This window comes from Sphingomonas larreae, from assembly GCF_051400595.1.
Lineage (GTDB): Bacteria > Pseudomonadota > Alphaproteobacteria > Sphingomonadales > Sphingomonadaceae > Sphingomonas.
Window position 1 is genome coordinate 1,451,875 of the sequence record NZ_JBLFFI010000001.1, and the last position, 24,763, is coordinate 1,476,637.

The following is a 24,763-nucleotide window of genomic DNA, read 5'->3' on the forward strand; positions in this document are numbered from 1 at the left end:
CTAGCGGGCGTGCCGCGCGATTCGACGGCGAGCGAGGAGGAAACGAATGCGACTGGTGATGATCGGCCTCGGCCGGATGGGCGGCAACATGGCGCGCCGCCTGATGAAGGCGGGGCATGAGATCGTCGCCTATGATCACGACACCGACGCGGTGGCGAAGCTGGCGGAGGCCGGGGCGATCGCGGCGACCTCGCTCGAGGACGCCCGGGCGCGTTGCCAGGAGGGCGGTGCCGCCGCGATCTGGTGGGTGATGCTGCCGCATGGCGCGGTGACGGATGGCGTCATCGAGCAGATCGCCGCCGGCGCAAGCCCGGGCGAGGTCGTGATCGACGGCGGCAACAGCTTCTACAAGGACGATATCCGTCGCGCCAAGGTGCTCGCCGAGAAGAGCGTTGACTATGTCGACGTCGGCACCTCGGGCGGCGTATGGGGGCTCGAGCGCGGCTATTGCATGATGATCGGCGGCCCCGACCAGGTGGTACGTGACCTTGATCCGATCTTCTCCGCGCTCGCGCCCGGCAGCGGCACGATCGAGCGCACGCGCGGCCGCGCCGAGGGCATCGATGATCGTGCCGAGCGCGGCTACATCCACGCCGGCCCCGCCGGCGCGGGTCACTTCGTCAAGATGATCCACAACGGTATCGAGTACGGGCTGATGCAGGCCTATGCCGAGGGCTTCGACGTGCTCAAGGGCAAGGCGTCCGCAAAGCTGCCCGAGGACGAGCGCTACGACCTCAATCTGGCCGACATCGCCGAGGTGTGGCGCCGTGGCAGCGTGATCTCGTCCTGGCTGCTCGACCTCACCGCACAGGCGCTGGCGAGCGACCCGCATCTCGAGAAGTTCAGCGGCAACGTCGCCGATTCCGGCGAGGGGCAATGGACCATCGAGGCCGCGATGGAGGAAGCGGTGCCCGTCAACGTCCTCACCACCGCGCTGTTCGCGCGCTATCGTAGCCGGGTGGAGCATACGTTCGGCGAGAAGGCGCTGTCGGCGATGCGGTTCGGCTTTGGCGGCCACGTCGAGATCCCGCAATAATGGCGATCCGTCTGTTGGTGTCGGATGTAGACGGCACGCTGGTCGACAAGGACAAGAACCTCACCCCTGGCACGATCGCGGCGGTTCGCCGGCTGGAAGCGGAGGGCGTCGCCTTCACCGTGATCAGCGCGCGGCCGATGTCGGGCATCCGTCCGCTGCTCGACCAGCTCGGGTTCGACGGTGATGTCGCCGCGTTCAACGGCGGCATCGTCTTCCGTCGTGACGGGACGATCGTGCACCACGAGACACTGCCCGAAGACGTGGCGCGCGAGGCGCTCACCATCGCCGCCGAGTTCGAGGTCGACACGTGGCTGTTCGCGGACGATCGCTGGTACGCCAGCGATCCCGACGGCGCGCACACGCGGAGCGAGCGGCGCAGTTCGGCACAGGAGCCGGTGGTGGCGCACGATCTCACTTCGCTGCTCGCACGCGCCGACAAGCTCACCTTCGTCAGCGACGATGCGGCGATGCTCCACGCCTTGTACGCGCGGGTGCACACCGCGATCGGCGATCGCGCGACGGTGGCGCAATCGCAGGTCTATTATCTCGACGTCACCGCCAAGGGCGCCAACAAGGGCGACGGCATCGCCGCGCTCAGCCAGGCGCTCGGCATCGCGCTCGAGGACACCGCCGCGATCGGCGACCAGGCCAATGACCTGCCAATGCTGCGTCGCGCCGGAGTGGCGATCGCGATGGGCAACGCGCCCGATGCGGTGAAGGCAGCGGCGCACGAGGTGACTCGCGCGAACGACGAGGATGGCGTAGCGCACGCCATCGAAACGATTGTTCTGCCGCGGAGACATTGAATGAAGAAGCTCGTCGCCTTCGATCTCGACGGCACCCTCGCGCTCAGCAAACAGGCGCTCAAGGACGACATGGGCGAGACGCTGGCGGATCTGCTGACGGTCGCCGACGTCGCGGTGATCTCGGGCGGCGACTGGCCGCAGTTCGAAAAGCAGGTGGCGAGCCGCCTGCCCGAGCGCGCCCATCGCGAGCGGCTGTGGTTGATGCCGACGACCGGCACCAAATTGTACGTCTACCGCGATGCCGCCTGGAAGACGGTCTACGCCGAATTGTTCGGTGATGCCGAGAAGGCCAGGATCATCGAGGCCTTTGGCGAGGCGCTGGAGGCCACCGGCTTCGTCCCCGAGCAGACCTGGGGCGAGCGGATCGAGGACCGCGGCAGCCAGATCACCTTTTCCGCGCTCGGCCAGCAGGCGCCGCTCGAGGCCAAGGAGACCTGGGATCCCGATTTCGCCAAGCGCAAGGTGATCCAGGCGGACCTGCGGCAGCGGCTCCCCGGGCTCGCGATCAACATGGGTGGGGCGACCTCGATCGACATCACCCGCGAGGGTGTCGACAAGGGCTATGGGCTGCGCAAGCTGGCATCGGAGAGCGGTATCCAGCTCGCCGAGATGCTCTTTATCGGCGATGCGATCTTCCCGGGCGGCAACGATTATCCCGCGCATGAGGCGGGTGTCGACTGCGTCCGCGTGCGCGATCCGCAGGAGACGATCAGCGTGGTGACCGCGATCGTCGCGTGCCAGAAGCAGGGCTGACGCGGCGGAGGCGAGGGCGCGGGTAATGATCAACGTGCCCGCGCTCTACGCGCGCCTGATCAACGCGATCGGCGACGGCACCGGCACCAGCGACACGGTGCTTCACATCCATGCCGGCATGGCGGTGCTGATCCTGGCGCGACTGGTCACGCGGCGTTCGCTGGGCACGTTCGTGCCGCTGACAGTGGTGGCGCTGGCGGAGCTCGGCAACGAGGTGCTCGATCGGCTCCATTATCATTCATGGCGCTGGTGGGACACAATCCCCGACGTGATCAACACCTTGTTCTGGCCGACGGTGATCTGCGTCGCAGTCCGATGGCGCCCGATGCAGCGGCGCGATCAGCGGCGCTGAGGCGGAAAAGAGGCGCGAGCCGACCCCGCTCGTCGCGCCCTCGACCGAGCGCCCTTACCCGATCACTGCGCGGGCGCGCCCGGCGAGGTGCTTGACCGAGGCAGCGTGGATGCCGGGCACGGTCACCAGCACGCCATAAGCGCGGGGGTCGGGCTTGTTGAACAGGATCGGCGCGCCCAGCGCGTCGCTGACGGTCGCACCGGCCTCGCTCGCCACCAGCACCGCCGCGGCGATGTCCCACTCGTTGCCCCAGCGCAGCGTCGCGACCAGATCGGCCCGGTCGCTCGCCACCATCGCGATACGCAGCGCGATCGAATTGGGCTTCTCCACCGCCACGAGCGTGCGATCCGTCTTGGGCAGGGCATCCACCGGCACGCGTGCGCCCTCCAAGTCGCGCCGGTCACCCGCGGTCAGATCGAAGCGCCTGCCGTCCTCGCGCGCGACGCTAGCCCCCGCCCCTCTTGCCGCCCGCCACACCTCGCCGCGTGCGGGCGCGTCGAGCACGCCGATCACCGGATGTCCGTGCTCGATCAGCGCGATCGACACGCACCAGCCGGCACGGCCGCGGATATAGTCGCGCGTACCATCGATGGGATCGACCACCCAGACGCGCTCGCGCGCGAGCCGGTCGGGGCGGTCGGCGGTCTCCTCGGACAGCCAGCCGGCATCGGGCAGCAACGCGCCGAGCCGGGCGTGGAGCATGCGATCGACATCGATATCGACCTCGCACACCGGACTGCCCGGCGTTTTCTCCCAACGCGCGAAGTCGGTGCGCCAGCGCGCGAACGCCATCTGCCCCGCCTCGCGCGCGATCGCCGCGACCGCATCGGCCAGCGCGGCGTCAGCCACCCGCCACCGTCATGCCTTCGACCCGCAGCGTCGGCACATTGACGCCATGACGAAAGACGAGGTCGTTCGCCGGCGTCAACTCGCGGAACATGTCCTTCAGGTTGCCCGCGATGGTGAATTCGATCAGCGGACGGGTCAGCTCACCGCGCTCGATCAGGAAGCCCGCCGCGCCGCGGCTGTAATCGCCCGTCACCGGGTTCACGCCCTGGCCGATCAGCTCGGTCACGTAGATGCCCTCCGCGATGTCCGCGATCAGCGTGTCCGGCGGCACATGGCCCGCCTCCATATAGAGGTTGCTCGTCGTCACTCCGGGCGCGCCGGCGATCCCGCGCGCGGCATGGCCGGTCGGCTCCAGCCCGAGCTGGCGCGCCGAGGCGCTGTCGAGCAGCCAGGTCTCGAGCATCCCGGCGCTAACGATCGCGACGGGCGAAACCGGCAGCCCCTCGCCGTCGAACGGACGTGAGCGCAGCCCGTGCGGGCGATGCGGGTCGTCGATCACGTTCACGCCCGCCGGCAGGATCGCGGTGCCGAGCGAATCGAGCAGGAAACTGGTACGCCGCGTCACCGCGCCGCCCGAGATCGCGCCGCTGAGATGGCTGAGCAGACTGGCGCCGACGCGCGGATCGAACACCACCGGCATCGCGCCGCTCGGCGCGCGACCGGCGCCGACGCGCGCCGCGGCGCGCTCGCCCGCCAGCGCGCCGATCGACTCGGGCGAGTCGAGATGAACGCGGTGGCGGGTGGCATGAAAGGCGTGGTCGCGCTGCATCGCGCCCTCATCACCCGCGATGACGCTGGCCGACAGCGTATGGCTGGTAGCCTCATAGGCGCCCGCGAAGCCGTGACTGGTGGCGAGCGCCCAGACGCTGCGCCCCCAGGCCGCGCCCGCGCCCTCGCTGTTGGTCACGCCGGCGACCGCGCGTGCGGCCGCCTCGGCGCGCGCCGCGGCCTCGCGCAGCGCGTGCGGCTCGGGCTCGTCGCGATCGGCGAGATCGAGCAGCGGCGCGGCGCCGCGGAGCAGCCGCGACTCGGGCGCCAGCCCCGCCCAACGGTCCTCCGGCGCCTCGCGCGCCATCGCCACTGCGCGCTCCACCAGCGTGTCGAGCGACTTGGAAGAAATATCGGAGGTGGACACGCTGGCCGAGCGCTGCCCGACGAACACGCGCAGGCCGAGATCCTCGCCCTCCGACCGCCCGACGTCCTCGAGCTTCCCGAGCCGTACCGACACCTCGCTCGACGCATTGGCGGAGAACACCGCGTCGGCAGCGTCCGCCCCAGCGGCACGGGCGCGGCGGACGATGTCGGTAGCGCGCTCCTGCGCCTGATCGGGGGTGAGCATGACGATGCTGTAGGCCTGGTGTTCGGTTGGTTGCTAGTCCTGCGGCAACGTCCCGCGTGGCGGATTGGATGCGCGCGCGGCGCGATCGGCCGCGCATCGCAGCTCCCCCAGTCGCGCCGTTTACCTTCCATTAACGTTTCGTTCAGGCGCCGGAACGTTGTCATGGCCCTGCGCATTCGCGCTATCTGTCCATTCTTGGTACGAGAGGTAAGTAGATGCGTTCGAACCTTCCCCGCTTCACGGCACTGGCATTGATCGCCGTTGGCGCCACCGGGCTCGGCGGCTGCGCCTCCAAGGGCTTCGTCCGTGACCAGATCGCGACCGTGAACACCCGTATCGACGGGCTCGACGGTCGTCTCCGCACGGTCGAGGGCACGTCCGGCCAGGCGCTCACCCAGGCACAGGCCGCTGCCGCGCAGGCGCAGCAGAACAGCCAGCGGATCGATCAGCTCGGCACCCGCGTCGATGCGTCGGAGCAGCAGATGCAGCAGCTCCAGCAGCAGCGCGCGCGTCGCCCGCGCGGCTGAGCCTGACAGGCGTCAACGGGCTTGCGTCGCGGAACGGCTTGGCGGAACACGTTATCCATGTTCGCACGATCGTTCCGCGGCGCACCCGCTGCGCTGACTACCGCCGCGCTGATGCTGCTCCTAGCGGCACCCGGCTCGGCGGCCACGCCCCCGGCCGGCAAGACCAAGCCGGCCGTCGCGCCATCATCTGCGACCGCCAAAGCGGCGGTGCGCAAGCCCAAGGCGAAGCAGCGCGGCAAACGCGTCGCCAGCACGCCGGTAGCGCCGATCGACGCGGCGCCGCGTTCGGAGACCGCCGAGCGGATCATCGCCTGGGTCGCCGCGGCGCGCGACAATGGCAAGCTGCCCTATGCCGTCATCGATAAGCCGGCGGCGACGCTGTATCTGTTCGCGGCCAACGGCGACTTTCTCGGGCAGGCGCCGGTGCTGCTCGGCATCGGGGTCGGCGACGATTCGTCTCCCGGTGTCGGCGCAAAGAATCTCGACGATATCGGTCCCGCGGAGCGCACCACCCCGGCCGGCCGGTTCGTCTCCAAATTTGGACGGGCGTTCGGCAAACAGCGCGTGCTCTGGGTCGATTACAGCAACGCGGTGGCGCTGCACGCGGTGACCAGCCTCCACAAGAACGAGCATCGCGTCGAACGGCTGCTCTCCCCCACGCCCGACGACAATCGCATTTCGTTCGGCTGCATCAACGTCGGCGCACGCTTCTACAACGGCAAGCTGCGCCCGCTGTTCGAGAAGAAAGGCGGCGTCGTCTACATCACGCCGGACGTAAAGCCGCTCGACGAGGTGTTCCCGCGCGTCCGGCTGCTGCCCTATCTCGCCGCGAATAATGCCGCTTCGACGGGAGCGGCGCATTGAGCATCCTGCTGCTGGCATTGCTCGCGGCAGCCGACCGGCCGGTGGTGGTCAGTTCGCTGACGACGCCGCAGCTGGTTGAGCTCTGCCGTGGCAAGGACAGTGATCCTACCGCCGATTTCTGCACCGGCTATATCCTCGCCGAATTCGACGCGCTCTCGATCGCGCGGCAAATCTGCCCGTCGCCCGCCAAATCGTCCAACCTCGAGGTGACCTCGGCGGCGCGGCGCTACCTTCGCAAAACGGGCAAGAAATCGAGCGCCGCGCCTGCCTTTGTGGTGCGCGAGGCGCTGCGCGACGCCTTCCCGTGCAAGGCTGCCGCGAAGCCCGTGCCCAAGCCGACGCGAAAACCGACCCGCAAGCGCCGCTGATCACGGCCTGAAGCCGACCTGCCGCGGATCATACCACCACGGCTGCGGCGACACCGCGCCGGTTTGAACCGCTGCTCCGCTGCGCCACGTGTCGCGTTTCGTGAGCGGGTGCGGTCGCTGTTAGTTCCGGGTTACAAGCGTGTACCCACCACCGCGCACGCCAGGAACAGCAACAGCCCGGCGAAGCGGTTGCTGCGAAACCGTCGCAGCGCGCCCGCGCTGTCGTCGGGGTGCAGCGTCGCCACCTGCCAGGCGAGATGAAGCACCATTGGAGCGAGCGCCGCGAACGCCAGCGGGTCGGCCCGGACCTGCCAGAAGGCGCCCGCCCATAGCGCCACCGCGAGCGCATAGCACAGCCCGACGCCACCTCTGACATGCCGCCCCATCGCGAGCGCGGACGAGCCGATCCCGATCAGCGCATCGTCCTCGCGGTCCTGCAGCGCGTAGATCGTGTCATAGCCGACCACCCAGACGATCGCGCCGGCGTACAGCAGCAACCCGGGGGCGGTCAGCGTCCCCCAGGTCTCGCTCCAACCCACCAGCGCCGCCCAGGAGAAGACGAGCCCGAGCCACACCTGCGGCCACCAGGTGATTCGCTTCATGAAAGGATAGGCCGCTACCGGCGCCAGCGCGGCGAGTGACACGATCGCGGCATAGAGGTGCAACTGGAGCAACACCACCAGTCCGATCAGGCAGAGGAAGACGAGCCACGCCCAGGCGACCCCAAGCGATACCTGTCCGCTCGCCAGCGGCCGATGGCGCGTGCGCGCAACGCTGGCGTCGAGTTCGCGGTCGACGATGTCGTTGTAGACGCAGCCGGCGCCGCGCATGGCGATGCTGCCGAGCAGGAGCCATAGCAGCAGCGGCCAGCGCTCGATCACCCCACCTGCCAGCGCCACCGCCCAGGCGCCGGGCCAGAACAACAGCCACCAGCCGATGGGGCGGTCGAGCCGCGCGAGCGAGGCGAGCGCGCGCGGCAGCGGCGGGAGCGCGGCGACGAGGCCGCGATGCTGGCTGTCAGGAACGATGTCGGTCACGCGGGACGCTGTAGCGCGCCCGCACGGCTGCGCGAAGCGGAACGGGTGTCGGTCTGCGTCCGCCGCACGCCGCTATCCGTCACGCATGAAGCAGGCGACCTACGTGATGCCGATCATGTTTGACCGACAGCGCGCCACGCCGCTCCTCAGGGCGTACGCGCGCGATCCTCCGCCGACTGCTCCTTGTACAACGCCCGTGTCGCTTCCTCCGTGCGCGCCTCGTCGCGACGGCTGCGGCGATTGCGCATGATCGCGAACAGCAGCGCCGCGACCAGGATGATCGGTCCCGCGATGACCACGAAGCTCCACAGGCCGTCGCCCGCCATGTCACTCTCCGTCCTGCTGTTTCTGTCCTGTCGCCAACGCCCCCGCGATGAACTTCGATCCGCTCGCGCGTTGTTCCCGCATGGCGACTCGCGCTCCGACGCTCGGCGACTGGCTCGAGCCGCACCCCAACGGCATTTACGTGCGCCCGGCCGACGCCTGGATCGACCCATCGACCCCCGAGCCGCGTGCGCTCGTTACCCATGGCCACGCCGATCACGCGCGCGGCGGCCATGGCGCGGTCTGGGCGACCCCCGAGACGCTCGCGATCATGGCGGCGCGCTACGGCGAACAGACCGGACATCCCGTCGCATACGGGGAGACGATCCGCCTCGGCGAGGTCGACGTAGGCTTTGTGCCCGCCGGCCATGTGCTCGGCTCGGCGCAGATCGTGCTCGACCATCGCGGCGAGCGGGTGGTGGTGTCGGGCGATTACAAGCGCCGCGCCGACCCGACCTGCGCGCCGTTCGAGCCGGTGGCGTGCGACGTCTTCGTCACCGAGGCCACCTTCGGGTTGCCGGTGTTCCGTCACCCCGACACCGGCGACGAGATCGACAAGCTGATCGAGCGCCTCCACGCCAATCCGGCGCGCTGCGTCGTCGTCGGCGCCTATGCGTTGGGCAAGGCGCAGCGGGTGATCGCGGAGCTGCGCGCGCGGGGACATGAGGCGCCGATCTATCTTCATGGCGCGCTCCAGCGGCTGTGTGACCTCTATGCGTCGCTGGGCGTGCACCTGGGCGAGCTGCGGCCCGCGACCGGCGCGGCCAAGGCGGACATGGCGGGGCACGTCGTGATGTGCCCGCCCTCCGCGCTCAACGACCGCTGGGCACGCCGCCTGCCCGATCCGATCACCGCAATGGCGAGCGGCTGGATGCGCGTGCGGCAGCGCGCGCGGCAGAAGAATGTCGAGCTGCCGCTAATCCTCTCCGACCACGCCGATTGGGACGAGCTCACCGCGACGCTGGCCGAGATCGCGCCCAAGGAGGTATGGGTCACCCACGGGCGCGAGGAGGCGCTCGTCCACTGGTGCATGACGCGCCAGATCCGCGCCCGTGCGCTGGCCCTGTCTGGCTTTGAGGACGAGGACGACTGAGGCGTCGCGCCAAGACGTGTCGCAGGTTGGGCGGCTGCCGGAGCGGCCTTCGTAGCCACGAAGCGCGGGAGCTCGCCGGCGCGGGCGGCGGAGCGTGCGCCTTCCCCGCACGTCCTGCCTTGCCCCTGCCGCCCCGCCCCGATTAGACAGCGAGGCTCACGTAAAAAAATGGGGAACATCATGCGCCTCGGTCTCGCCGCCACCTTGCTCGCCGCCGCCGCTTTGCCCGCCGCCGCGCAGGAGAAGGACGCTGCGCCCGCCAAGCCGGCGATGAAGACCAATGCCGAGGCGCAAAAGGCAGCGGTCGAGGGCGCCTATGCCAATGCGCCGGTCGAGGAGCGCGAAGAGCGCTCCAAGGGTGCGGTGACGGTCGCCGGCAAGCGTCTCGGCTATACCGCCACGGCGGGAACGCTGACGCTGCGTGATCTCGAGGGCAAGCCGACCGCGTCGATGTTCTACACCGCTTATACGCTCGACGGCACCAAACCGGGGACGAAGCGGCCGATCACCTTCTTCTACAATGGCGGGCCAGGCAGCCCGACCTTCTGGCTCCACATGGGCTCGTTCGCGCCGGTGCGGCTGCAGACCGGCAACCCCGAGTTCATCCGGCCGGCGCCCTATGACTTCGGCCCCAATCCCTACACCCTGCTCGACAAGACCGACATGGTCTTCCTCGACGCGATCGGCGCGGGCTATTCGCGCCCGCTCGGCGACATGAAGCCCGGCGCCTTCTACGGCGTCGACGAGGACGCCGACGCCTTCGCCAAGGCGATCCTGCGCTACGCCACCAAATACGGCCGGTGGAACTCGCCGAAGTTCATCTTCGGCGAGAGCTATGGCACGCTGCGCTCGGGCGTTCTGGCCTATCAGCTGCAGGACCGCGGCATGGCGCTCAACGGCGTGGTGCTGCTCAGCTCGATCATGAACTACGGCTATCGCCAGCCCGGGCTCGACCAGGTGTATCTCAACTATCTGCCGAGCTACGCCGCGACCGCGTGGTACCACAACCGGCTGGCGAACCGACCCGCCGACGTCGCCACGATCGTCCAGCAGGCGCGCGATTTCGCGGTCGGGCCGTACATGTCCGCGCTCGCCAAGGGGCAGAACATCTCCGACGCCGAGCGCGATCAGGTGGCGCAGCGGATGAGCGAGCTGATCGGCCTGTCGCCCGACTTCATCCGTCGCGCCAACCTGCGGATCGACCTGCCGCGCTTCCAGAAGGAGCTGATGCGCGGCACGCGCCAGACCGTCGGCCGCTTCGACTCGCGCTATATCGGCACCGACAGCGACGCCGCAGGCGAGCGGCCGGAGACCGACGTGTCGTCCGACGCGATCTCGGGCGCGTTCATCGCCACCTTCACCGACTATGTGACGCACCAGCTCGGCTACAAGACCGAGATGCCCTACCGCCTTTCCGCACGCGACGCGGCGGGCTGGACGTGGAACTGGAAGCACGAATCGCCGCTGCGCGGGGCGGGGCCGCAGAACAACCCCAACACCGCGATCGACCTCGCCGCGGCGATGCGCGCCAATCCCTACCTCCAGGTGCTGTCGATGAACGGCTGGTACGACATGGCAACGCCCTTCTTCGGGACGGAGAACGACCTCGGCCATATGATGCTGGAGCCGGGTCAGCGCGGCAATCTCCGCTTCGTCTATTATCCCGCGGGGCACATGACCTACCTCAACCCGGAGGCGCTGGTGGCGATGAAGCGCGACCTGTCGGATTGGTATGACCGTGCGCTCGCCGTGTCGCGCTCGGACGCGCCGCCGGTACGCGGCTCGGTGTCGGCGGCGGAGGGGCCGGGGCAGTCGCCTAATTGAGGAGTGTTGCTCCTCAGCCATTGACTGTCGTCATCCTGAGCTTGTCTCAGGATCCACTGTCCCGCGAGCGCATCCGCGTCTGATGTGCGGCACCGCGGATCCTGCAACGAGTTCAGGATGACGCCATCGGAGAGGGTGCGAGTCACGGCGACGACCAGCTAACCTCCTGTCCTTACACGCGAAGCACGTTTACTAACCGCTTAACCAAGGGCAGAGGCGGCGCATGCCCGCCCTTCCCTCGCGCGCGCTCGTCGTGCTGCTCGCCGCACTCGCGGCCACCCTTCCCGTGCCCGCGCTCGCCTGGGGCAAGACCGGCCACCGCGTCGTCGCGCAGATCGCCGACGCGCGGCTCACCCCAGGTGCGCGCCAGGCGGTGAGGACGATCCTCGGGGTGGAGACGCTCGCCGAGGCGGCGAACTGGCCCGATACGATGAAGTCGGACCCCTCGCCCTTCTGGCAGCGCCAGGCGTCGCCATGGCATTATGTCACCGTGCCGACCGGCAAAAGCTACGCCGAGGTCGGGGCGCCGCCGGAGGGCGACGCGGTTACCGCGCTCACCCGCTTCAGCACGACGCTACGCGACCTGCGGGCGCCGCTCGCCGAGCGACAGGCGGCGCTGCGCTTCGTCGTTCACATCGTCGGTGACCTGCATCAGCCGCTCCATACCGGCAACGGCAGCGACCGCGGTGGCAACGACCGCAAGGTCACCTTTTTCGGCCGCGCCACCAACCTTCACTCGGTGTGGGATTCGGCACTGGTCGATGACGAGCAGCTCTCCTTTACCGAATTGTCGACGTGGCTGGGCGCACGGGTCACGCCGGCGGAGGCACGCGACTGGGCGGCGACGGATCCGCGCGTCTGGATCGCCGAGAGCGCGGCGCTGCGCGACCGGATCTACCCCGCGGCCGGGCAAGAGGCGCTGTCCTATGCCTATGTCTACGAGAACACGCCACGGATGGAGCTTCAGCTGGAGAAAGGCGGGGTGCGGCTCGCCGCCTATCTCAATCAGCTGTTCGCGACGCGGCGCCGCTGAGTCAGAGCAGCGCCAGTGCGCTCAGCTCGGCCGCCAGCGCGGGCGGCAACGCCGCAATCCCCTCCCCCGCCGCACCGCCGAGATCGGCCGGCGCGTCGCCCGCCTCGAGATAGCGCCAGCCCTGGTGCGCGCGGCGCGGGATCGCCAAGACCAGCCGCAGCTCGGGCTCGATATGGATGGCGACGCGTCCGCCCTCGGCTTCGCCGAAGTGGAGGATCGGCGAGCGCGCCACCAATTGGTGCTTGATGATCCAGTAAAGCGAGCCCTGCCCCGCCACTTCCTCGTGCCGTTTGGGCAGGTAACGGGTCGTGAGGAATACGGGGCCGGCGGCGGCACGCGCGCGGAGGCGCTCGGCGAGCAGGTCGACGCTCGCCGCGCCGAACGCGACCTTGGTGAGATGAAGCGGCATTCTGTCGCCGATGTGGGTCAGCCGCCCAGCCCCCACAAGGTCGCGAGACCGAGGAAGGAGAGGAAGCCGCCGGTGTCCGTCAGCGTGGTGACGAACACCGCGGACGATACCGCCGGGTCGACACGGAAGCGGTCCAGCGTCACCGGCACCAGCACGCCGCCGAGCCCGGCGAGCAGGTTGTTGATCACCATCGCCAGCGCCATCACCAGCGACAATTGTTCGTCGCCGTAGACAATGTAGCTGCCGAGGCCGACGAGGCAGCCGAGGGTAGCGCCGTTGACCGCGGCGATGCGCAGCTCGCGCATGATCATCCGCGCGGTGTTGGTGTCGGTCAGCTGGTTGGTCGCGATCGCGCGCACCACCACCGCCAGCGTCTGCGTGCCGGCATTGCCGCCCATGCCCGAGACGATCGGCATCAGCACCGCCAGCACGGCGTAGCGCGCGATCGCACCCTGAAAGAGCCCGACGACCGACGCCGCCAGCATCGCGGTGGCAAGGTTGACCACCAGCCAGGTCAGCCGCGTCTTCACGGTGAGCCGGATCGGCTCGTTGATGTCGCCCTCGCCTGCGCCGGAGAGCAGCAGCGTGTCCTCGCCCGCCTCCTGCTGGATGATGTGGACGATGTCGTCCACCGTGATCATACCGACCAGCCGCCCCGCACCGTCGACCACCGCGGCCGAGATCAGCGCGTATTTCTGGAAGCGCAGCGCGACCTCTTCCTGGTCCATGTCGACCGGGATCAGCGTCTGCTCGCGCTGCATCACGTCGGCGACCGCGAGGCTGCGCGGCGCGCGCAGCACCCAGCTCAGCGCGCAGGTGCCCACCGGCTTGTGCGCGGGATCGACGACGTAAATCTCCCAGAAATCGGTGGTGAGGTCGTCATCGTGGCGGAGATAGTCGAGCGCGTCGCCGACGCTCCAATGCTCGGGCACCGCGACGAGGTCGCGCTGCATCAACCGGCCCGCGGACTCCTCGGGAAAGGACAAGGCCTCCTCGATCGCGGCGCGGTCGTCGGGCTCCATCGCGCGGAGGACCTCGCGCTGGTCCTCCGGCTCCATGTCCTCGATGATCGCGACCGCATCGTCGGTATCGAGCTCGCTCGCGATGTCCGCGACCTGGCGCGCGTCGAGCGCGTCGATCAGGCTCTCGCGGACATAGTCGTTCATTTCCGCGAACACGTCGGCGTCGACCAGGTCGGCGATCGCCGCGGCGAGATCGCGGCGGCAGTCCTCGGGCGTCAGCTCGAACAGGTCGGCGATATCGGCAGGGTGGAGCGGCGCGACCAGCGCGTGCGCCTGCTCGACGTCGCCCGACTGCACGGCGTGATTCACCGCGCGGACGAACTCCGGCTTGAGCCGGTCGTCCTCGTCGAGCTGGTCCTCGGCGGGCTCGATCGGCTCGGCCAGGTCGCTCTCGCTCATGGGCCGCTTCCTTGTGATCGCTTCGGACCGGACCGCCCTACCGCGCGTTTGCGCGATTTGCCAGCCGCGCGCCCAGCCACTAACGCGCCCGCATCGTACCGAAAGGATCTTCCATGGCCGATACTTACTCCACGCTGACGATGACGCTCGAGGGCGGCGACGTCACCATCCGGTTGCGCCCCGATCTGGCGCCCGAGCATGTCGCGCGCATCGCCGAGCTGGCCAATGACGGCTTCTACGACGGCGTCGTGTTCCACCGCGTGATCCCCGGCTTCATGGCGCAGGGCGGGGACCCGACCGGCACCGGCATGCACGGTTCGGACAAGCCCAACCTTCGCCAGGAGTTCAGCAAGGAGCCGCACGTGCGCGGCACCTGCTCGATGGCGCGGACGATGGACCCGAACTCGGCCAACTCGCAGTTCTTCATCTGTTTCGACGACGCGCGCTTCCTCGACGGCCAATATACCGTCTGGGGCGAGGTGACCGAGGGCATGGAGCTGATCGACGCACTTCCCAAGGGCGAGCCGCCCGCCAATCCCGGCAAGATCGTGTCGATGAAGGCCTCGTAAGCGGCCCAGTTACTCTGGCGCACGCAACAGCCCAGGGTCGCGACGCTTCGGCTGCCGGCCCTGGGTACCGCGCGTGCGGCAGCACGTCGCCTTGTCAGCCCTGTTTTAGCGTCCGCATCAGCCAGTCGCGGAACAGCCGCACCGGCTTGGTCTGGAGCGCGCGCGGTCGGCACGCGAACCAGTAGCTGTACGGGCTCGTCACATCGATATCGAAGAGCTTGACCAGCCGCGGATCGTTCGCGTCCTGGAAGTGGGTCTCGTGCATGAACGCGACGCCGAGCCCCTGCGCCGCGGCCTCAAGGATCAGCGCGCCCGAATCGAAATAATCGATCGCTCCGGGCTCGACCACCGGCACCTTCGCCGCCTGCGCCCAAGCGGCATAGGTGTCGGGCATGTCGCGGTGGAGCAGGATGGTATGACCGGCGAGATCGTCCGGGGTGCGTAGCGCGCGCGTTCCGTCGAGCAGCGAGCGCGCACCGATCGGATAGACCATGTTGCGATCGAGCCGCTCCGAATAGAGCAACGGGTCGATGTCGCGCGCCACCACGATTACCGCGTCGAGCCCTTCGCCGAGCCGGCCGAGCGCGTTGCCACCGGTATCGATATCGAGATGCAGTTCGGGATGCGCGCGGCGCAATTCGGTCAGCCGCGGGAATAGTCGCTGCGACGCGTAGAGCGGCAGCACGCCGAGACGCAGCCGCAGCACTTCGTTGCCGCTGGTCATCGCCTCGATCGCGTCGGAAAGGCCGTCGAGCACCGGCGCGATCGCCGCGAGCAATCGCTCACCGTCGGCGTTGGGCACCATCGCCTGGTGCCGACGATCGAACAGCGGCCGCGTCAGAAAGCGTTCGAGCGTCTGAATGCGACGGCTCAACGCGGGCGGCGACAGTGCCAGTTCCTGCGCCGCGGCCTTGATCGAGCCAAGCCGCGCAACCGCGACGAACGCCTCGATCGCGGTCAATGGAGGAAGGCGGCGCATCGGCGCTCCTAGAGACTCGTCTTCACGGGTACACTGCCGCTCCCGATGCCAAGCACACGCGCGCTTTTTCGCCCGAGTGCATTTCTTGCAACTATAGCGCTATCATTCGCACTTGCACAATAACGAATTTCAACGCACTTAAGCCCTGCCTTTCAGGCATCCTCTCCTAAAAACTTTTATAGGCCGTCCGTTCTGGGCGGCCTTTTTTTCGTCTGCTGTCGATCCGTGATGGCGATCCCGGGGCTCGCAATCGGGAACCCGCCGCCTATCTCCTGCGCTCGACCGCGCGGAGCGAGGAAGGGCAGCAGATGGCGGATGCCGAAGCGAGAGTGATCAAGTTGCAGGTGGCGAACGCCCGCCCGGAGGACAGCGGGCGCGGCATCGCGCATCTGCCGCGCGCGGTGCTGGCCGGGCTTGGCATCAGCGACGGCGACGTCGTCGAGATTGTCGGCAAGAAGACCACGCCGGCGCGCGCGGTCGGCCCCTATGCCGAAGACGAGGCGCTCGAGATCATCCGGATCGACGGGCTTCAGCGCGCCAATGCGGGCGTCGGCTCGGGCGATTTCGTCGAGGTCCGTCGCGTCGAGAGCAAGGCCGCGGCGCGGGTCGTGTTCGCCCCGGCCCAGCAGAACCTGCGGCTGCAGGGCTCCACCACCGCGCTCAAGCGCACCTTCTTCGGCCGGCCGCTCTGCGCCGGCGACGTCGTCGCCACCGCGGGCCATCAGCGCGTCTCGAACATGCCGCCAGGCATGGAGCGCTACGTCAATGCGCCGGCCTATGCGCTGCAGGAGATCCGGCTGTCGGTCGTGTCGGCCAGCCCCAAAGGGGTGGTGCACATCGACGAGAACACCGAAATCGAGCTGCGGCCCGAATATGAGGAGCCCGACGCGGCGCGCCGCGCCGACGTGACCTATGACGATATCGGCGGCATGGCGGGCACGATCGACCAGCTGCGCGAGATGGTCGAGCTGCCGCTGCGCTATCCCGAGCTGTTCCAGCGATTGGGCGTCGATCCGCCCAAGGGCGTGCTGCTCCATGGCCCGCCCGGCACCGGCAAGACGCGGCTGGCGCGCGCGGTGGCGAACGAATCGGACGCGCAGTTCTTCCTGATCAACGGCCCCGAGATCATGGGCTCGGCTTACGGCGAATCGGAGCAGCGGCTGCGCAGCGTGTTCGAGGAGGCCACCAAGTCGGCACCCTCGATCGTCTTCATCGACGAGATCGACTCGATCGCGCCCAAGCGCGGCCAGGTGTCCGGCGAGGCGGAGAAGCGCGTCGTCGCGCAGCTGCTGACGCTGATGGACGGACTGGAGGCACGCGCCAACCTCGTCGTGATCGCCGCGACCAATCGCCCCGAGGCGATCGACGAGGCGTTGCGGCGACCCGGCCGGTTCGACCGCGAGATTATCGTCGGCGTCCCCGACGAGCGCGGCCGGCGCGAGATCCTCGGCATCCACACGCGCGGCATGCCGCTCGGCGACAAGGTTGACCTCAACGAGCTGGCGCGCACCACCTTCGGCTTCGTCGGTGCCGACCTCGCCGCGCTGACGCGCGAGGCGGCGATCGAGGCGGTGCGACGGATCATGCCGCGCCTCAACCTCGAGGACCGCAGCATCCCGCCCGAGGTGCTCGACACGCTGGCGGTGACGCGCGAGGACTTCCTCGGCGCGATCAAGCGGGTCCAGCCCTCGGCGATGCGCGAGGTGATGGTGCAGGCGCCGACCACCCAGTGGAGCGATGTCGGCGGGCTCGATGACGCGCAGATGCGCCTCAAGGAAGGCGTCGAGCTGCCGCTCAAGGACCCCGACGCGTTCCGCCGGCTCGGCATCCGCCCGGCCAAGGGCTTTCTGCTCTACGGTCCGCCGGGCACGGGCAAGACCTTGCTCGCCAAGGCTGTGGCGCGCGAGGCGGAGGCGAATTTCATCGCCACCAAGTCGAGCGACCTGCTGAGCAAATGGTATGGCGAGAGCGAGCAGCAGATCGCGCGGCTGTTCCAGCGCGCGCGTCAGGTGGCGCCCTGCGTGATCTTCATCGACGAGCTCGACAGCCTCGTCCCCGCGCGCGGCGGCGGGCTCGGCGAGCCACAGGTGACCGAGCGCGTGGTCAACACCATCCTGGCCGAGATGGACGGGCTGGAGGAGCTGCAATCGGTGGTGGTGATCGGCGCAACCAACCGGCCCAATCTGGTCGATCCGGCGCTGCTCCGCCCGGGGCGGTTCGACGAGCTGATCTATGTCGGGGTGCCCGACCAGGTCGGGCGGCGGCGAATCCTGTCGATCCAGACACAGAAGATGCCGCTCGCCGACGACGTCGACCTCGACGCGGTCGCGCGCCGCACCGAGCGCTTCACCGGCGCCGATCTCGAGGACGTGGTGCGACGCGCCGGCCTGATCGCGCTGCGCGAGTCGCTCGAGTCGCGGCAGGTGACTGCCGCGCACTTCGACCGCGCGCTGGAGGAGAGTCGTGCCAGCGTGACGCCTGAGGTGGAGCGCGACTATGAGCAGATGGCGGCGCGGCTGAAGCAGGAGGCCAATGCCATCCAGCCGCTCGGCTTCATCATGCCCGGGCAGCTCACCCCGCGCGGGCCGAAGGGGACGGACTGAGCATAAAGATGCTCTCCAGAATGGGGAGGGGAACCGCCCGGCGAAGCCGGACGGTGGAGGGGGCTCTCCACGACCACAGCACGTGCGGGTGCCCCCCCGCCACGCCCTGCGGTCCCCCTCCGGCCCAGCGGGGACGATTTACTTACTCCCTCCCGCCCACTGGTAGTCCCGCGTCACTGTCGCGACCGTCACCGCATAATCGTCGTACCAGCGCTCGCGTCCTCGCTCGCGCGTGGCGGCATGCTCGGGATGGTCGCGCCACGCGACCGCGCTCGCATCGTCGGCCCAGTAACTCAACGTGATCCCCAGCCCGTCCGCGCCGCGTACGCTGTTCACCCCGCAATAGCCCGGCTGGGTCGCGGCGAGCGCATCCATCCGCGCCGCCGCCGCGGCATAGCCCGCCTCGTCGCGGCCGTTGCGGCGCGAGACGAACGTGACCACCACCTGCCCGACCCGCTCGCCGCCGTTCCGCATTCGCCCGCTCCCGCTGCGCCAACGGCCGGGCGAATAGGCGCTTGGGAGCGGGCCGCAACCCCGCTATGGCAACCGCCGCGCTTGCAAGGCGTTCGTCATCGTGGTGACACAGGGCTGTCACCATCAGGGTTCGGGAGCGACATCTTTCCACATGCCTAGTTCGACCAACGCCATGCGGCGCAGCCGCAGCAGAGCCGCCGGCGTGCCCGGTCCCTGGCAGATGTTCTTCTCCGGGTTCCTGAAGCACCCCGTGATGGTCGGGTCGATCATCCCTTCGTCGGACCGGCTGATCGCCAAGATGCTCGGTCCGGTCGACTGGGCGAACTGCAAGCTCTTCGTCGAATACGGCCCCGGCGTCGGCACCTTCTGCCGCCCGATCCTCGAGAAGATGGCGCCTGACGCGACGCTGATCGCGATCGACACGAACGCCGATTTCATTCGCTACCTCAACCACACGATCACCGACTCGCGCTTCGTCGCGGTGCACGGCTCGGCCGCCCACGTCGAGGCGATCGTCGCCGAGCACGGCCACGAGGCGGCGGACTATGTCCTGTCCGGCCTGCCCTTCTCGACGCTGCCCGACGGCGTCGGCCCCGCCATCGCGGCGGCGACGCAGCGCGTGATCCGCACCGGGGGCGCCTTCCTGGTCTATCAGTTCAGCCCCAAGGTCCGCGACTTCATCGCGCCACACTTCCCGCGCATCGACCACGACATGGAATGGTGGAACGTGCCGCCGGCGCAGCTCTACTGGGGCTGGAAGGACTGACGCGAGCGGGGGGCGCTCGGCTCGCGCTCCCTTCCATTCGGGTCGCCCGCAACTCGCTTCAGGATCTACCGGCCGGCGACCACCACCGGCATTCAGCATGCGCCGCGGTCGATCCTGAGACCAGTTCGGGATGACGCCGCCGCTAAGCGTGACGTCTGCGCCGGCGGACCGATGATGGCTTCACGTGAAACAACCCGCCGTCACCGTTCCCGTGTCGCGGCGAAGCGCACCTTGGAATAGCGATCGGCGATATAGCCGACCTCCCAGGCGCTCTTCGCCAGGAACACCGGGTTGCCGTCGCGGTCCTTGGCCATCGCGCCGCGGTTGAGGTCCATGAAGTCCTTGAGCGCGCCAGGGTCATCCGCCGAGACCCAGCGGGCGGTGTCGTAGGGCGCGGGCTCCAGCCCGGCCGCCACCTTATATTCCGCCTCGAGCCGCGACAGCAGCACCTCGAGCTGGAGCTGCCCGACCACACCGATGATCCAGTTCGATCCGATCTCGGGGTAGAAGACCTGCGTCACCCCCTCCTCGGCCATGTCGTCGAGCGCCTTGCGCAGCTGCTTGGTCTTGGTCGGGTCCTTGAGCTGGACGCGGCGCAGGATCTCGGGGGCGAAGTTGGGCAGCCCGGTGAAGCGCACGTCGGCGCGCTCGCTCAGCGTATCGCCCACGCGCAGCGTGCCGTGATTGGGGATGCCGATGATGTCGCCCGGGAAGGCCTCGTCCGCCACCTCGCGGTTCTGCGCGAAAAACAGGATCGGCGAGTGGACCGCGATCGGCTTACCGTGGCCGGTCGGCGTCAGCTTCATGCCGCGCTTGAACGTGCCCGAGCATAGCCGCATGAACGCGATGCGGTCGCGATGGTTGGGGTCCATGTTGGCCTGCACCTTAAACACGAAGCCGGTGACCTCGTCATTCTCGGGCGCGACCGGCGCGGGCTCGGCCGGCTGCGGACGCGGCGGGGGCGCGTGCTCGGCCAGTGCCGCGATCAGCTCGGCCACGCCGAAGTCCTTGAGCGCCGAGCCGAAATAGACCGGGGTGAGGTCGCCGTGGCGATAGGCCTTTGGGTCGAAGGCCGGATAGCCGATCTGCGCCAGCTCGATCTCCTCCTGCCAGCGCTCGGACAGAGCGGGCGAGTCCTCGACCGTGCCGAGGAAGGCGCGGCTGTCGCCCTCGGGTCGGCTGATCCGGTTCGACGCGAGGTCGAGCACGCCCTCGAACTCGCCCCCCATGCCGATCGGCCAGCTCATCGGCGCGACGTCGAGCGCGAGCATGTCGGCGATCTCGTCGAGCAGCTCGAACACCGGCCGTCCCTCGCGGTCGACCTTGTTGACGAAGGTGATAATCGGCACCGAGCGCAGCCGGCACACCTCGAACAGCTTGCGCGTCTGCGGCTCGATCCCCTTGGCGGCGTCGATCACCATCACCGCCGAATCGACCGCGGTGAGCGTGCGATAGGTGTCCTCCGAAAAGTCCTCGTGGCCCGGGGTGTCGAGCAGGTTGAAGGTGATGCCGTCATGCTCGAATGTCATCACCGAGGAGGTGACCGAGATGCCGCGCTGCTGCTCGATCTTCATCCAGTCCGAGCGCGCGCGCCGGTTCGCGCCGCGCGCCTTGACCTCGCCGGCGAGATGGATTGCACCGCCGAAGTACAGCAGCTTCTCGGTCAGCGTGGTCTTGCCCGCGTCGGGGTGGGAGATGATCGCGAAGGTGCGGCGGGGGGAGGTCATTGCGGGGGTCCGGATCGGGGCGCGCGCGGCGCGAATGTTGAGAAAGTTGAGTCGCTGAAGGGTGTCGGGCGGTGGCTGTCGGAGGGCGGTCACGCGAATGTTGCGAATGTTGAGTCAGTGGGGATCGTGCGGCGAGTTGGAGCGAGGCGGTGAGGCGAGATGCCTTCGCCGTGGCGCGCCGATAGCAAAGCGGGGCGATGTGGGACAGGGGCGGCTGGGGTAGATCGCTGGGAAGGCGTCGTGGCCGCGCTTCGAGACGGAGCTTCGACGGGCTCAGCCTCCCCTCAGCGCGAACGGTCCGGGTGTGCCGTCACGGATGCTGAGGCGCCCTGCTCCGCCTCTCCGTTCGTGCTGAGGAGCCGCTGAGCCCGTCGAAGCGGCGTCTCGAAGCACCTGCCGAGACCACCAAGCCCCCCCTGCGGCCTGCGACGACGTCCGTCTCGCGCGGCCCGCCGGGCAGCGCCCCGCCTCGCCACCCTCACTCCTCCGCCGGTTCGGCGCGCCCCTTGAAGCCCTGTGCCACCACGAACCACTCGACCGATCCCTTGCGGCTCGCGGGCGGCTTGGCGTGCTTCACCGCGGTAAAATTGCGCTTCATCTCCGCCACCAGCGCCGAGTCGGCGCCGCCCGCGAAGACCTTGGCGACGAACGTCCCACCCGGGCGCAGCACGTCGACCGCGAAGGCGAGCGCGGTCTCGACCAGCGCCATGGTCCGCAGCGCGTCGGTCTGCGGGTGCCCCACGGTGTTGGCGGCCATGTCGGACAGCACCAGATCGGGCGGGCCACCCAGCGCCGCCATCAGCTCGCTCGGCGCTTCATCGGCCATGAAGTCCATCTCGAAGATGGTGACGCCGTCGATCGGATCGACGGGCAGCAGGTCGATCCCCACCACCGCGGCGCCCGGTGCCTGGCGCCGCACCACCTGGCTCCATCCGCCCGGCGCGATGCCGAGATCGACCACGCGGCGCACGCCCTTGAGCAGCCCGAAGCGCTCGTCCAGCTCGATCAGCTTGTAGGCCGCGCGGCTGCGGTAACCCTCCGCCTTGGCACGACGGACATAGGGATCGTTGAGCTGGCGCTCGAGCCAGCGGGTGGATTGCGCGCTGCGGTTGCGTGCGGTCTTGACGCGCTGGCGCCCCGCTCCGGTGCCTCTCACGCGTCGATCCGTCCCGTCGCCAACAGCTCGTTCTCGCCCCTCACGCCTCGGTCTCCATCAACCGGCGCAGGATACCCTCGCGGATGCCGCGATCGGCGACGCCGAGCCGCTCCGCCGGCCACAGGTCGAGGATGCCTTCGAGAATGGCGCAGCCCGCCACGACAAGGTCGGCACGCTCGCGCCCGATACAGGGCAGCTGCGCGCGCTCGCCGAGCGACATCGCCGCCAGCTCCTGGCTGATCTGCCGCATCGCCGCGGCGGGGGCGATCAGCCCGTCCACCTGCGAGCGGTCGTAGCGCTCGAGCCCGAGATGGACGCTCGCCAGCGTCGTCACCGTGCCCGAGGTGCCGAGCAGCCGCGGCGGAGTCGCCGGACGCGGCAGCCGCGCGGCGAAGGGCGCGAAGCTCTCCGCCACCAGCGCCCGCATCCGCTTGTACGCGCGTGCGCGCTCCTCCGCCGACCCACCGCCGCCGGCGCTCTCGGTAAGCGACACGACACCCCAGGGTGCGGAATGCCAGTCGCGCACCACCGGCACGGTGGCGTCGGCATCGACCAGCACCAGCTCGGTCGAGCCGCCGCCAATGTCGAACACCAGAGCCGGCCCGGTGCCGGGCTCGAGCAGCGCGTGACAGCCGAGCACCGCCAGCCGCGCCTCTTCCTCCGCCGAGATGATGTCGAGGTGGATGCCGGTTTCGACGCGGACCCGCGCAATGAAGTCGGTGCCGTTGCTGGCGCGGCGGCACGCCTCGGTCGCGACCGAGCGCGCCAGCGTGACGTTGCGGCGGCGCAATTTGTCGGCGCAGACGCGAAGCGCCGCGATGGTGCGCTCGATCGCAGCGTCGGACAAAGCGCCATTATGCGCCAGCCCCTCGCCGAGCCGGACGATGCGCGAGAAAGCGTCGACCACCGCGAAGCCGTCGCCATGCGGCCGCGCGATCAGCAGCCGACAATTGTTGGTGCCGAGGTCGAGCGCGGCATAATGCCGCGCGCCGCCGCGCGCCGGGCGCGGCTGGGGTCGGGCCGAACGGGCAGGGACGTCACCCTGCCGGCGCGGCAATTGGGCGGGGAAATCCACCATTGCCGTCAAACTCTCTCATCTCTGCCGGCCGCGATCGGCCGCGCGGCGCGCGCGATCACCCGGTGCTTGGCGGTAACGCTACACGCTGCGGTGAGCAGCGGCAAGGCAGGCATTGACAGGGGTCGCGGCGCCTTCTAGTTGCGCCCCCCTGTTGCCCCGTCGTCTAACGGCAAGACTACGGACTCTGACTCCGTCAATCGTGGTTCGAATCCACGCGGGGCATCCAGCTTACCGACCGCCGCTGCATTATTGCCGAACATCGCGGTGCCGCGATGGCGCGTGGCGGTGCCCGCCGAGGCGCAATCGTGAGCAGGTGTGGTTGATGTCCTTCTCATTTGCCCACGCGATCAGGCGAGCGTGCGATGTGACGACGTGGAAGATTTGGCTCACGAACAGGATGGCGTGTCGCTGCGGCGCTGAGTGCCCCCGCCGCTCGACGCCCGCCCAGTAACAACTCATCGGATCGCTTGATCGACATGGCGCACCACAGAGCGCCAACGACGGAACCACTGGTCGATCGCATGGCGAGTCCGTCGTTACCGGTCAGTGCCGGCGTAGCGCCCCTGTTGCCAGGGGACGGCACCATCGTCCTTGCTGGACGTCGAGGCTTAGAAGCGGAACGCCGTTCCCACATAGACCGCCTGGCTGTCGCGGCGCTCGTCGTCGACCCGGGTCAGACGATCGCGCTCGCTCTTCAGCCGCATGCCCGCGGTGAGATCGAGATTGCGCGTGAGCGAGTAGCTGCCGCCGACATCAAGCGAATAGGATTGCGGCTCGGCCACGGCGCGTGCGGTGCCCGGAAGCGCGCGGTCGCTGCTTGCGCTGACGCGGCCGGTCCACTTGCTTGCCGAGTAGCTGAGCGCCACGTCGGCCGACTCGCGACCGCCCGGCAGCGCGCCGAGATCCACCTTGGCGAGATCGCCCGACACCGCGAACCGCTTCCAGCCCACCGCCATCCCGAGATTGTACGCGATCGGGGCGACCCCGACGGTCGGCGAGGTCGGCGCGGCGAGACGGGCGGTATCGCGCGCGCCGAGTGCCGAGCGCGCGCGCACCGCGACGGTGACCGCGCGATTGCCGCTGCGCGACTCCGACGGGGTGAAGCGGAAGCCGGTGGCGTCCAGCCCGCCGCGCGCGAACAGCGCCGCGAGCTTGGGATCCGCCGCAGACGGGGTGAACGAGCCCGCGAGCCGCGGCAGCGCGGCGTCGCGCCGAACCACCTTAGCGGCCGAATCAGGCATGCCCAGCGCCGGGACAGCAGCGATCGCGGCGACCAACGTGGCCCCCGAGACACATGCAGCGATGTGGCGACGTGCGGCCACGATCTTGTCCATCCCCTTTTGCCGACGAGTCTCTCGCCGGCTCTTGGAGCGGGC

At 69.0% G+C, this 24,763-nt stretch carries 25 protein-coding genes and 1 tRNA gene; 14 read left to right on the forward strand and 12 right to left on the reverse strand.

The window, feature by feature from the left end:
- Window positions 1–46: 46 nt before the first annotated feature.
- From gnd to ACMGDM_RS06615, 4 genes are read left to right on the forward strand one after another with little or no spacing between them, the layout of a single operon-like run.
- Complete coding sequence (gnd, locus tag ACMGDM_RS06600) at window positions 47–1,036, forward strand: phosphogluconate dehydrogenase (NAD(+)-dependent, decarboxylating) (RefSeq protein WP_436803298.1); 990 nt, start codon at window positions 47–49, stop codon at window positions 1,034–1,036.
- On the forward strand, window positions 1,036–1,842 hold the full coding sequence (locus ACMGDM_RS06605) for a Cof-type HAD-IIB family hydrolase (RefSeq protein ID WP_436803299.1): 807 nt from the start codon (window positions 1,036–1,038) through the stop codon (window positions 1,840–1,842). Before gnd ends, ACMGDM_RS06605 begins: the two co-directional genes overlap by 1 nt.
- Window positions 1,843–2,595: an HAD-IIB family hydrolase gene (locus tag ACMGDM_RS06610; RefSeq protein ID WP_436803300.1), complete on the forward strand. Its 753-nt coding sequence runs from the start codon at window positions 1,843–1,845 to the stop codon at window positions 2,593–2,595. It begins immediately after the preceding gene.
- A gap of 25 nt (window positions 2,596–2,620) precedes the next feature.
- On the forward strand, window positions 2,621–2,947 hold the full coding sequence (locus ACMGDM_RS06615) for a hypothetical protein (RefSeq protein ID WP_436803301.1): 327 nt from the start codon (window positions 2,621–2,623) through the stop codon (window positions 2,945–2,947).
- 54 nt (window positions 2,948–3,001) lie between these two features.
- Here the strand turns inward: ACMGDM_RS06615 and ACMGDM_RS06620 are convergent, their stop codons facing one another.
- On the reverse strand, window positions 3,002–3,796 hold the full coding sequence (locus ACMGDM_RS06620) for a 3'(2'),5'-bisphosphate nucleotidase CysQ (RefSeq protein WP_436803302.1): 795 nt from the start codon (window positions 3,794–3,796) through the stop codon (window positions 3,002–3,004).
- Window positions 3,789–5,135: a TldD/PmbA family protein gene (locus ACMGDM_RS06625; RefSeq protein ID WP_436803303.1), complete on the reverse strand. Its 1,347-nt coding sequence runs from the start codon at window positions 5,133–5,135 to the stop codon at window positions 3,789–3,791. Before ACMGDM_RS06625 ends, ACMGDM_RS06620 begins: the two co-directional genes overlap by 8 nt.
- Window positions 5,136–5,350: 215 nt before the next feature.
- Between ACMGDM_RS06625 and ACMGDM_RS06630 the strand changes: the two genes are divergently transcribed.
- The 3 genes from ACMGDM_RS06630 to ACMGDM_RS06640 are packed head-to-tail and all read left to right on the forward strand — an operon-like array spanning window position 5,351 to window position 6,894.
- Window positions 5,351–5,662 carry a hypothetical protein gene (locus ACMGDM_RS06630; RefSeq protein WP_436803304.1) on the forward strand — a complete coding sequence of 104 codons (312 nt, stop codon included), beginning with the start codon at window positions 5,351–5,353 and terminating at the stop codon, window positions 5,660–5,662.
- Window positions 5,663–5,719: 57 nt separating this feature from the next.
- Complete coding sequence (locus ACMGDM_RS06635; protein WP_436803305.1) at window positions 5,720–6,526, forward strand: hypothetical protein; 807 nt, start codon at window positions 5,720–5,722, stop codon at window positions 6,524–6,526.
- Window positions 6,523–6,894 (forward strand): Rap1a/Tai family immunity protein, encoded by a 372-nt coding sequence (locus tag ACMGDM_RS06640; protein ID WP_436803306.1) that lies wholly within the window; start codon window positions 6,523–6,525, stop codon window positions 6,892–6,894. Before ACMGDM_RS06635 ends, ACMGDM_RS06640 begins: the two co-directional genes overlap by 4 nt.
- Before the next feature lie 131 nt (window positions 6,895–7,025).
- Here the strand turns inward: ACMGDM_RS06640 and ubiA are convergent, their stop codons facing one another.
- Together ubiA and ACMGDM_RS06650 are read right to left on the reverse strand one after the other, a co-directional pair.
- Window positions 7,026–7,931, reverse strand: coding sequence for a 4-hydroxybenzoate octaprenyltransferase (gene ubiA / locus ACMGDM_RS06645; RefSeq protein WP_436803307.1), 906 nt, complete (start codon window positions 7,929–7,931; stop codon window positions 7,026–7,028).
- Window positions 7,932–8,077: 146 nt separating this feature from the next.
- A complete protein-coding gene (locus ACMGDM_RS06650; protein ID WP_436803308.1) occupies window positions 8,078–8,257 on the reverse strand; it encodes a hypothetical protein in 180 nt (59 codons plus the stop codon).
- Window positions 8,258–8,337: 80 nt separating this feature from the next.
- On the opposite strand from ACMGDM_RS06650, the gene ACMGDM_RS06655 reads away from it, so the two are divergent.
- The 3 genes from ACMGDM_RS06655 to ACMGDM_RS06665 all read left to right on the forward strand — a co-directional run bounded on the left by ACMGDM_RS06655 (window position 8,338) and on the right by ACMGDM_RS06665 (window position 12,205).
- Window positions 8,338–9,348: a ligase-associated DNA damage response exonuclease gene (locus tag ACMGDM_RS06655; protein ID WP_436803309.1), complete on the forward strand. Its 1,011-nt coding sequence runs from the start codon at window positions 8,338–8,340 to the stop codon at window positions 9,346–9,348.
- 180 nt (window positions 9,349–9,528) lie between these two features.
- A complete protein-coding gene (locus ACMGDM_RS06660) occupies window positions 9,529–11,172 on the forward strand; it encodes a S10 family peptidase (protein WP_436803310.1) in 1,644 nt (547 codons plus the stop codon).
- 223 nt (window positions 11,173–11,395) lie between these two features.
- On the forward strand, window positions 11,396–12,205 hold the full coding sequence (locus ACMGDM_RS06665; RefSeq protein WP_436803311.1) for a S1/P1 nuclease: 810 nt from the start codon (window positions 11,396–11,398) through the stop codon (window positions 12,203–12,205).
- Between the two features lies 1 nt (window position 12,206).
- Here the strand turns inward: ACMGDM_RS06665 and ACMGDM_RS06670 are convergent, their stop codons facing one another.
- A complete protein-coding gene (locus ACMGDM_RS06670; RefSeq protein WP_436803312.1) occupies window positions 12,207–12,614 on the reverse strand; it encodes a DUF1489 family protein in 408 nt (135 codons plus the stop codon).
- Window positions 12,615–12,631: 17 nt separating this feature from the next.
- On the reverse strand, window positions 12,632–14,035 hold the full coding sequence (gene mgtE / locus ACMGDM_RS06675; protein ID WP_436803313.1) for a magnesium transporter: 1,404 nt from the start codon (window positions 14,033–14,035) through the stop codon (window positions 12,632–12,634).
- 113 nt (window positions 14,036–14,148) lie between these two features.
- Here mgtE and ACMGDM_RS06680 point away from each other — a divergent pair, with 113 nt between their 5' ends.
- On the forward strand, window positions 14,149–14,604 hold the full coding sequence (locus ACMGDM_RS06680; RefSeq protein ID WP_436803314.1) for a peptidylprolyl isomerase: 456 nt from the start codon (window positions 14,149–14,151) through the stop codon (window positions 14,602–14,604).
- 94 nt (window positions 14,605–14,698) lie between these two features.
- Here the strand turns inward: ACMGDM_RS06680 and ACMGDM_RS06685 are convergent, their stop codons facing one another.
- Window positions 14,699–15,583, reverse strand: coding sequence for a LysR substrate-binding domain-containing protein (locus tag ACMGDM_RS06685; protein WP_436803315.1), 885 nt, complete (start codon window positions 15,581–15,583; stop codon window positions 14,699–14,701).
- Between the two features lie 308 nt (window positions 15,584–15,891).
- On the opposite strand from ACMGDM_RS06685, the gene ACMGDM_RS06690 reads away from it, so the two are divergent.
- On the forward strand, window positions 15,892–18,186 hold the full coding sequence (locus ACMGDM_RS06690) for a CDC48 family AAA ATPase (RefSeq protein ID WP_436803316.1): 2,295 nt from the start codon (window positions 15,892–15,894) through the stop codon (window positions 18,184–18,186).
- A gap of 138 nt (window positions 18,187–18,324) precedes the next feature.
- Here the strand turns inward: ACMGDM_RS06690 and ACMGDM_RS06695 are convergent, their stop codons facing one another.
- Complete coding sequence (locus tag ACMGDM_RS06695) at window positions 18,325–18,660, reverse strand: antibiotic biosynthesis monooxygenase family protein (RefSeq protein WP_436803317.1); 336 nt, start codon at window positions 18,658–18,660, stop codon at window positions 18,325–18,327.
- A 151-nt stretch (window positions 18,661–18,811) separates the two neighbouring features.
- Between ACMGDM_RS06695 and ACMGDM_RS06700 the strand changes: the two genes are divergently transcribed.
- Entirely contained in the window at window positions 18,812–19,426 is a 615-nt protein-coding gene (locus ACMGDM_RS06700) for a class I SAM-dependent methyltransferase (protein WP_436803318.1), read from the forward strand.
- A 200-nt stretch (window positions 19,427–19,626) separates the two neighbouring features.
- On the opposite strand, the gene ACMGDM_RS06705 is transcribed toward ACMGDM_RS06700, so the two are convergent.
- The 3 genes from ACMGDM_RS06705 to ACMGDM_RS06715 form a co-directional block, all read right to left on the reverse strand.
- Complete coding sequence (locus tag ACMGDM_RS06705; protein WP_436803319.1) at window positions 19,627–21,153, reverse strand: peptide chain release factor 3; 1,527 nt, start codon at window positions 21,151–21,153, stop codon at window positions 19,627–19,629.
- A 478-nt stretch (window positions 21,154–21,631) separates the two neighbouring features.
- A complete protein-coding gene (locus tag ACMGDM_RS06710) occupies window positions 21,632–22,309 on the reverse strand; it encodes an RlmE family RNA methyltransferase (protein ID WP_436803320.1) in 678 nt (225 codons plus the stop codon).
- 40 nt (window positions 22,310–22,349) lie between these two features.
- Window positions 22,350–23,387 (reverse strand): Ppx/GppA phosphatase family protein, encoded by a 1,038-nt coding sequence (locus ACMGDM_RS06715; RefSeq protein ID WP_436803321.1) that lies wholly within the window; start codon window positions 23,385–23,387, stop codon window positions 22,350–22,352.
- 152 nt (window positions 23,388–23,539) lie between these two features.
- Here ACMGDM_RS06715 and ACMGDM_RS06720 point away from each other — a divergent pair.
- A tRNA-Gln gene (locus tag ACMGDM_RS06720) sits at window positions 23,540–23,613 on the forward strand.
- 382 nt (window positions 23,614–23,995) lie between these two features.
- Here ACMGDM_RS06720 and ACMGDM_RS06725 read toward each other — a convergent pair.
- Window positions 23,996–24,628, reverse strand: coding sequence for a hypothetical protein (locus tag ACMGDM_RS06725; protein WP_436803322.1), 633 nt, complete (start codon window positions 24,626–24,628; stop codon window positions 23,996–23,998).
- Between the last annotated feature and the right edge of the window lie 135 nt (window positions 24,629–24,763).

Coding starts and splice junctions, on each gene's coding strand:
- ACMGDM_RS06680 (WP_436803314.1), top strand. CDS start 14,149: ATGGCCGATACTTACTCCACGCTGACGATGACGCTCGAGGGCGGCGAC.
- ACMGDM_RS06660 (WP_436803310.1), top strand. CDS start 9,529: ATGCGCCTCGGTCTCGCCGCCACCTTGCTCGCCGCCGCCGCTTTGCCC.
- ACMGDM_RS06630 (WP_436803304.1), top strand. CDS start 5,351: ATGCGTTCGAACCTTCCCCGCTTCACGGCACTGGCATTGATCGCCGTT.
- ACMGDM_RS06635 (WP_436803305.1), top strand. CDS start 5,720: ATGTTCGCACGATCGTTCCGCGGCGCACCCGCTGCGCTGACTACCGCC.
- ACMGDM_RS06665 (WP_436803311.1), top strand. CDS start 11,396: ATGCCCGCCCTTCCCTCGCGCGCGCTCGTCGTGCTGCTCGCCGCACTC.
- ACMGDM_RS06695 (WP_436803317.1), bottom strand. CDS start 18,660: ATGCGGAACGGCGGCGAGCGGGTCGGGCAGGTGGTGGTCACGTTCGTC.
- ACMGDM_RS06715 (WP_436803321.1), bottom strand. CDS start 23,387: ATGGTGGATTTCCCCGCCCAATTGCCGCGCCGGCAGGGTGACGTCCCT.
- ACMGDM_RS06615 (WP_436803301.1), top strand. CDS start 2,621: ATGATCAACGTGCCCGCGCTCTACGCGCGCCTGATCAACGCGATCGGC.
- ACMGDM_RS06655 (WP_436803309.1), top strand. CDS start 8,338: ATGGCGACTCGCGCTCCGACGCTCGGCGACTGGCTCGAGCCGCACCCC.
- mgtE (WP_436803313.1), bottom strand. CDS start 14,035: ATGAGCGAGAGCGACCTGGCCGAGCCGATCGAGCCCGCCGAGGACCAG.
- ACMGDM_RS06625 (WP_436803303.1), bottom strand. CDS start 5,135: ATGCTCACCCCCGATCAGGCGCAGGAGCGCGCTACCGACATCGTCCGC.
- ACMGDM_RS06650 (WP_436803308.1), bottom strand. CDS start 8,257: ATGGCGGGCGACGGCCTGTGGAGCTTCGTGGTCATCGCGGGACCGATC.
- gnd (WP_436803298.1), top strand. CDS start 47: ATGCGACTGGTGATGATCGGCCTCGGCCGGATGGGCGGCAACATGGCG.
- ACMGDM_RS06705 (WP_436803319.1), bottom strand. CDS start 21,153: ATGACCTCCCCCCGCCGCACCTTCGCGATCATCTCCCACCCCGACGCG.
- ACMGDM_RS06690 (WP_436803316.1), top strand. CDS start 15,892: ATGGCGGATGCCGAAGCGAGAGTGATCAAGTTGCAGGTGGCGAACGCC.
- ACMGDM_RS06670 (WP_436803312.1), bottom strand. CDS start 12,614: ATGCCGCTTCATCTCACCAAGGTCGCGTTCGGCGCGGCGAGCGTCGAC.
- ACMGDM_RS06685 (WP_436803315.1), bottom strand. CDS start 15,583: ATGCGCCGCCTTCCTCCATTGACCGCGATCGAGGCGTTCGTCGCGGTT.
- ACMGDM_RS06610 (WP_436803300.1), top strand. CDS start 1,843: ATGAAGAAGCTCGTCGCCTTCGATCTCGACGGCACCCTCGCGCTCAGC.
- ACMGDM_RS06605 (WP_436803299.1), top strand. CDS start 1,036: ATGGCGATCCGTCTGTTGGTGTCGGATGTAGACGGCACGCTGGTCGAC.
- ACMGDM_RS06700 (WP_436803318.1), top strand. CDS start 18,812: ATGCCTAGTTCGACCAACGCCATGCGGCGCAGCCGCAGCAGAGCCGCC.
- ACMGDM_RS06725 (WP_436803322.1), bottom strand. CDS start 24,628: ATGCCTGATTCGGCCGCTAAGGTGGTTCGGCGCGACGCCGCGCTGCCG.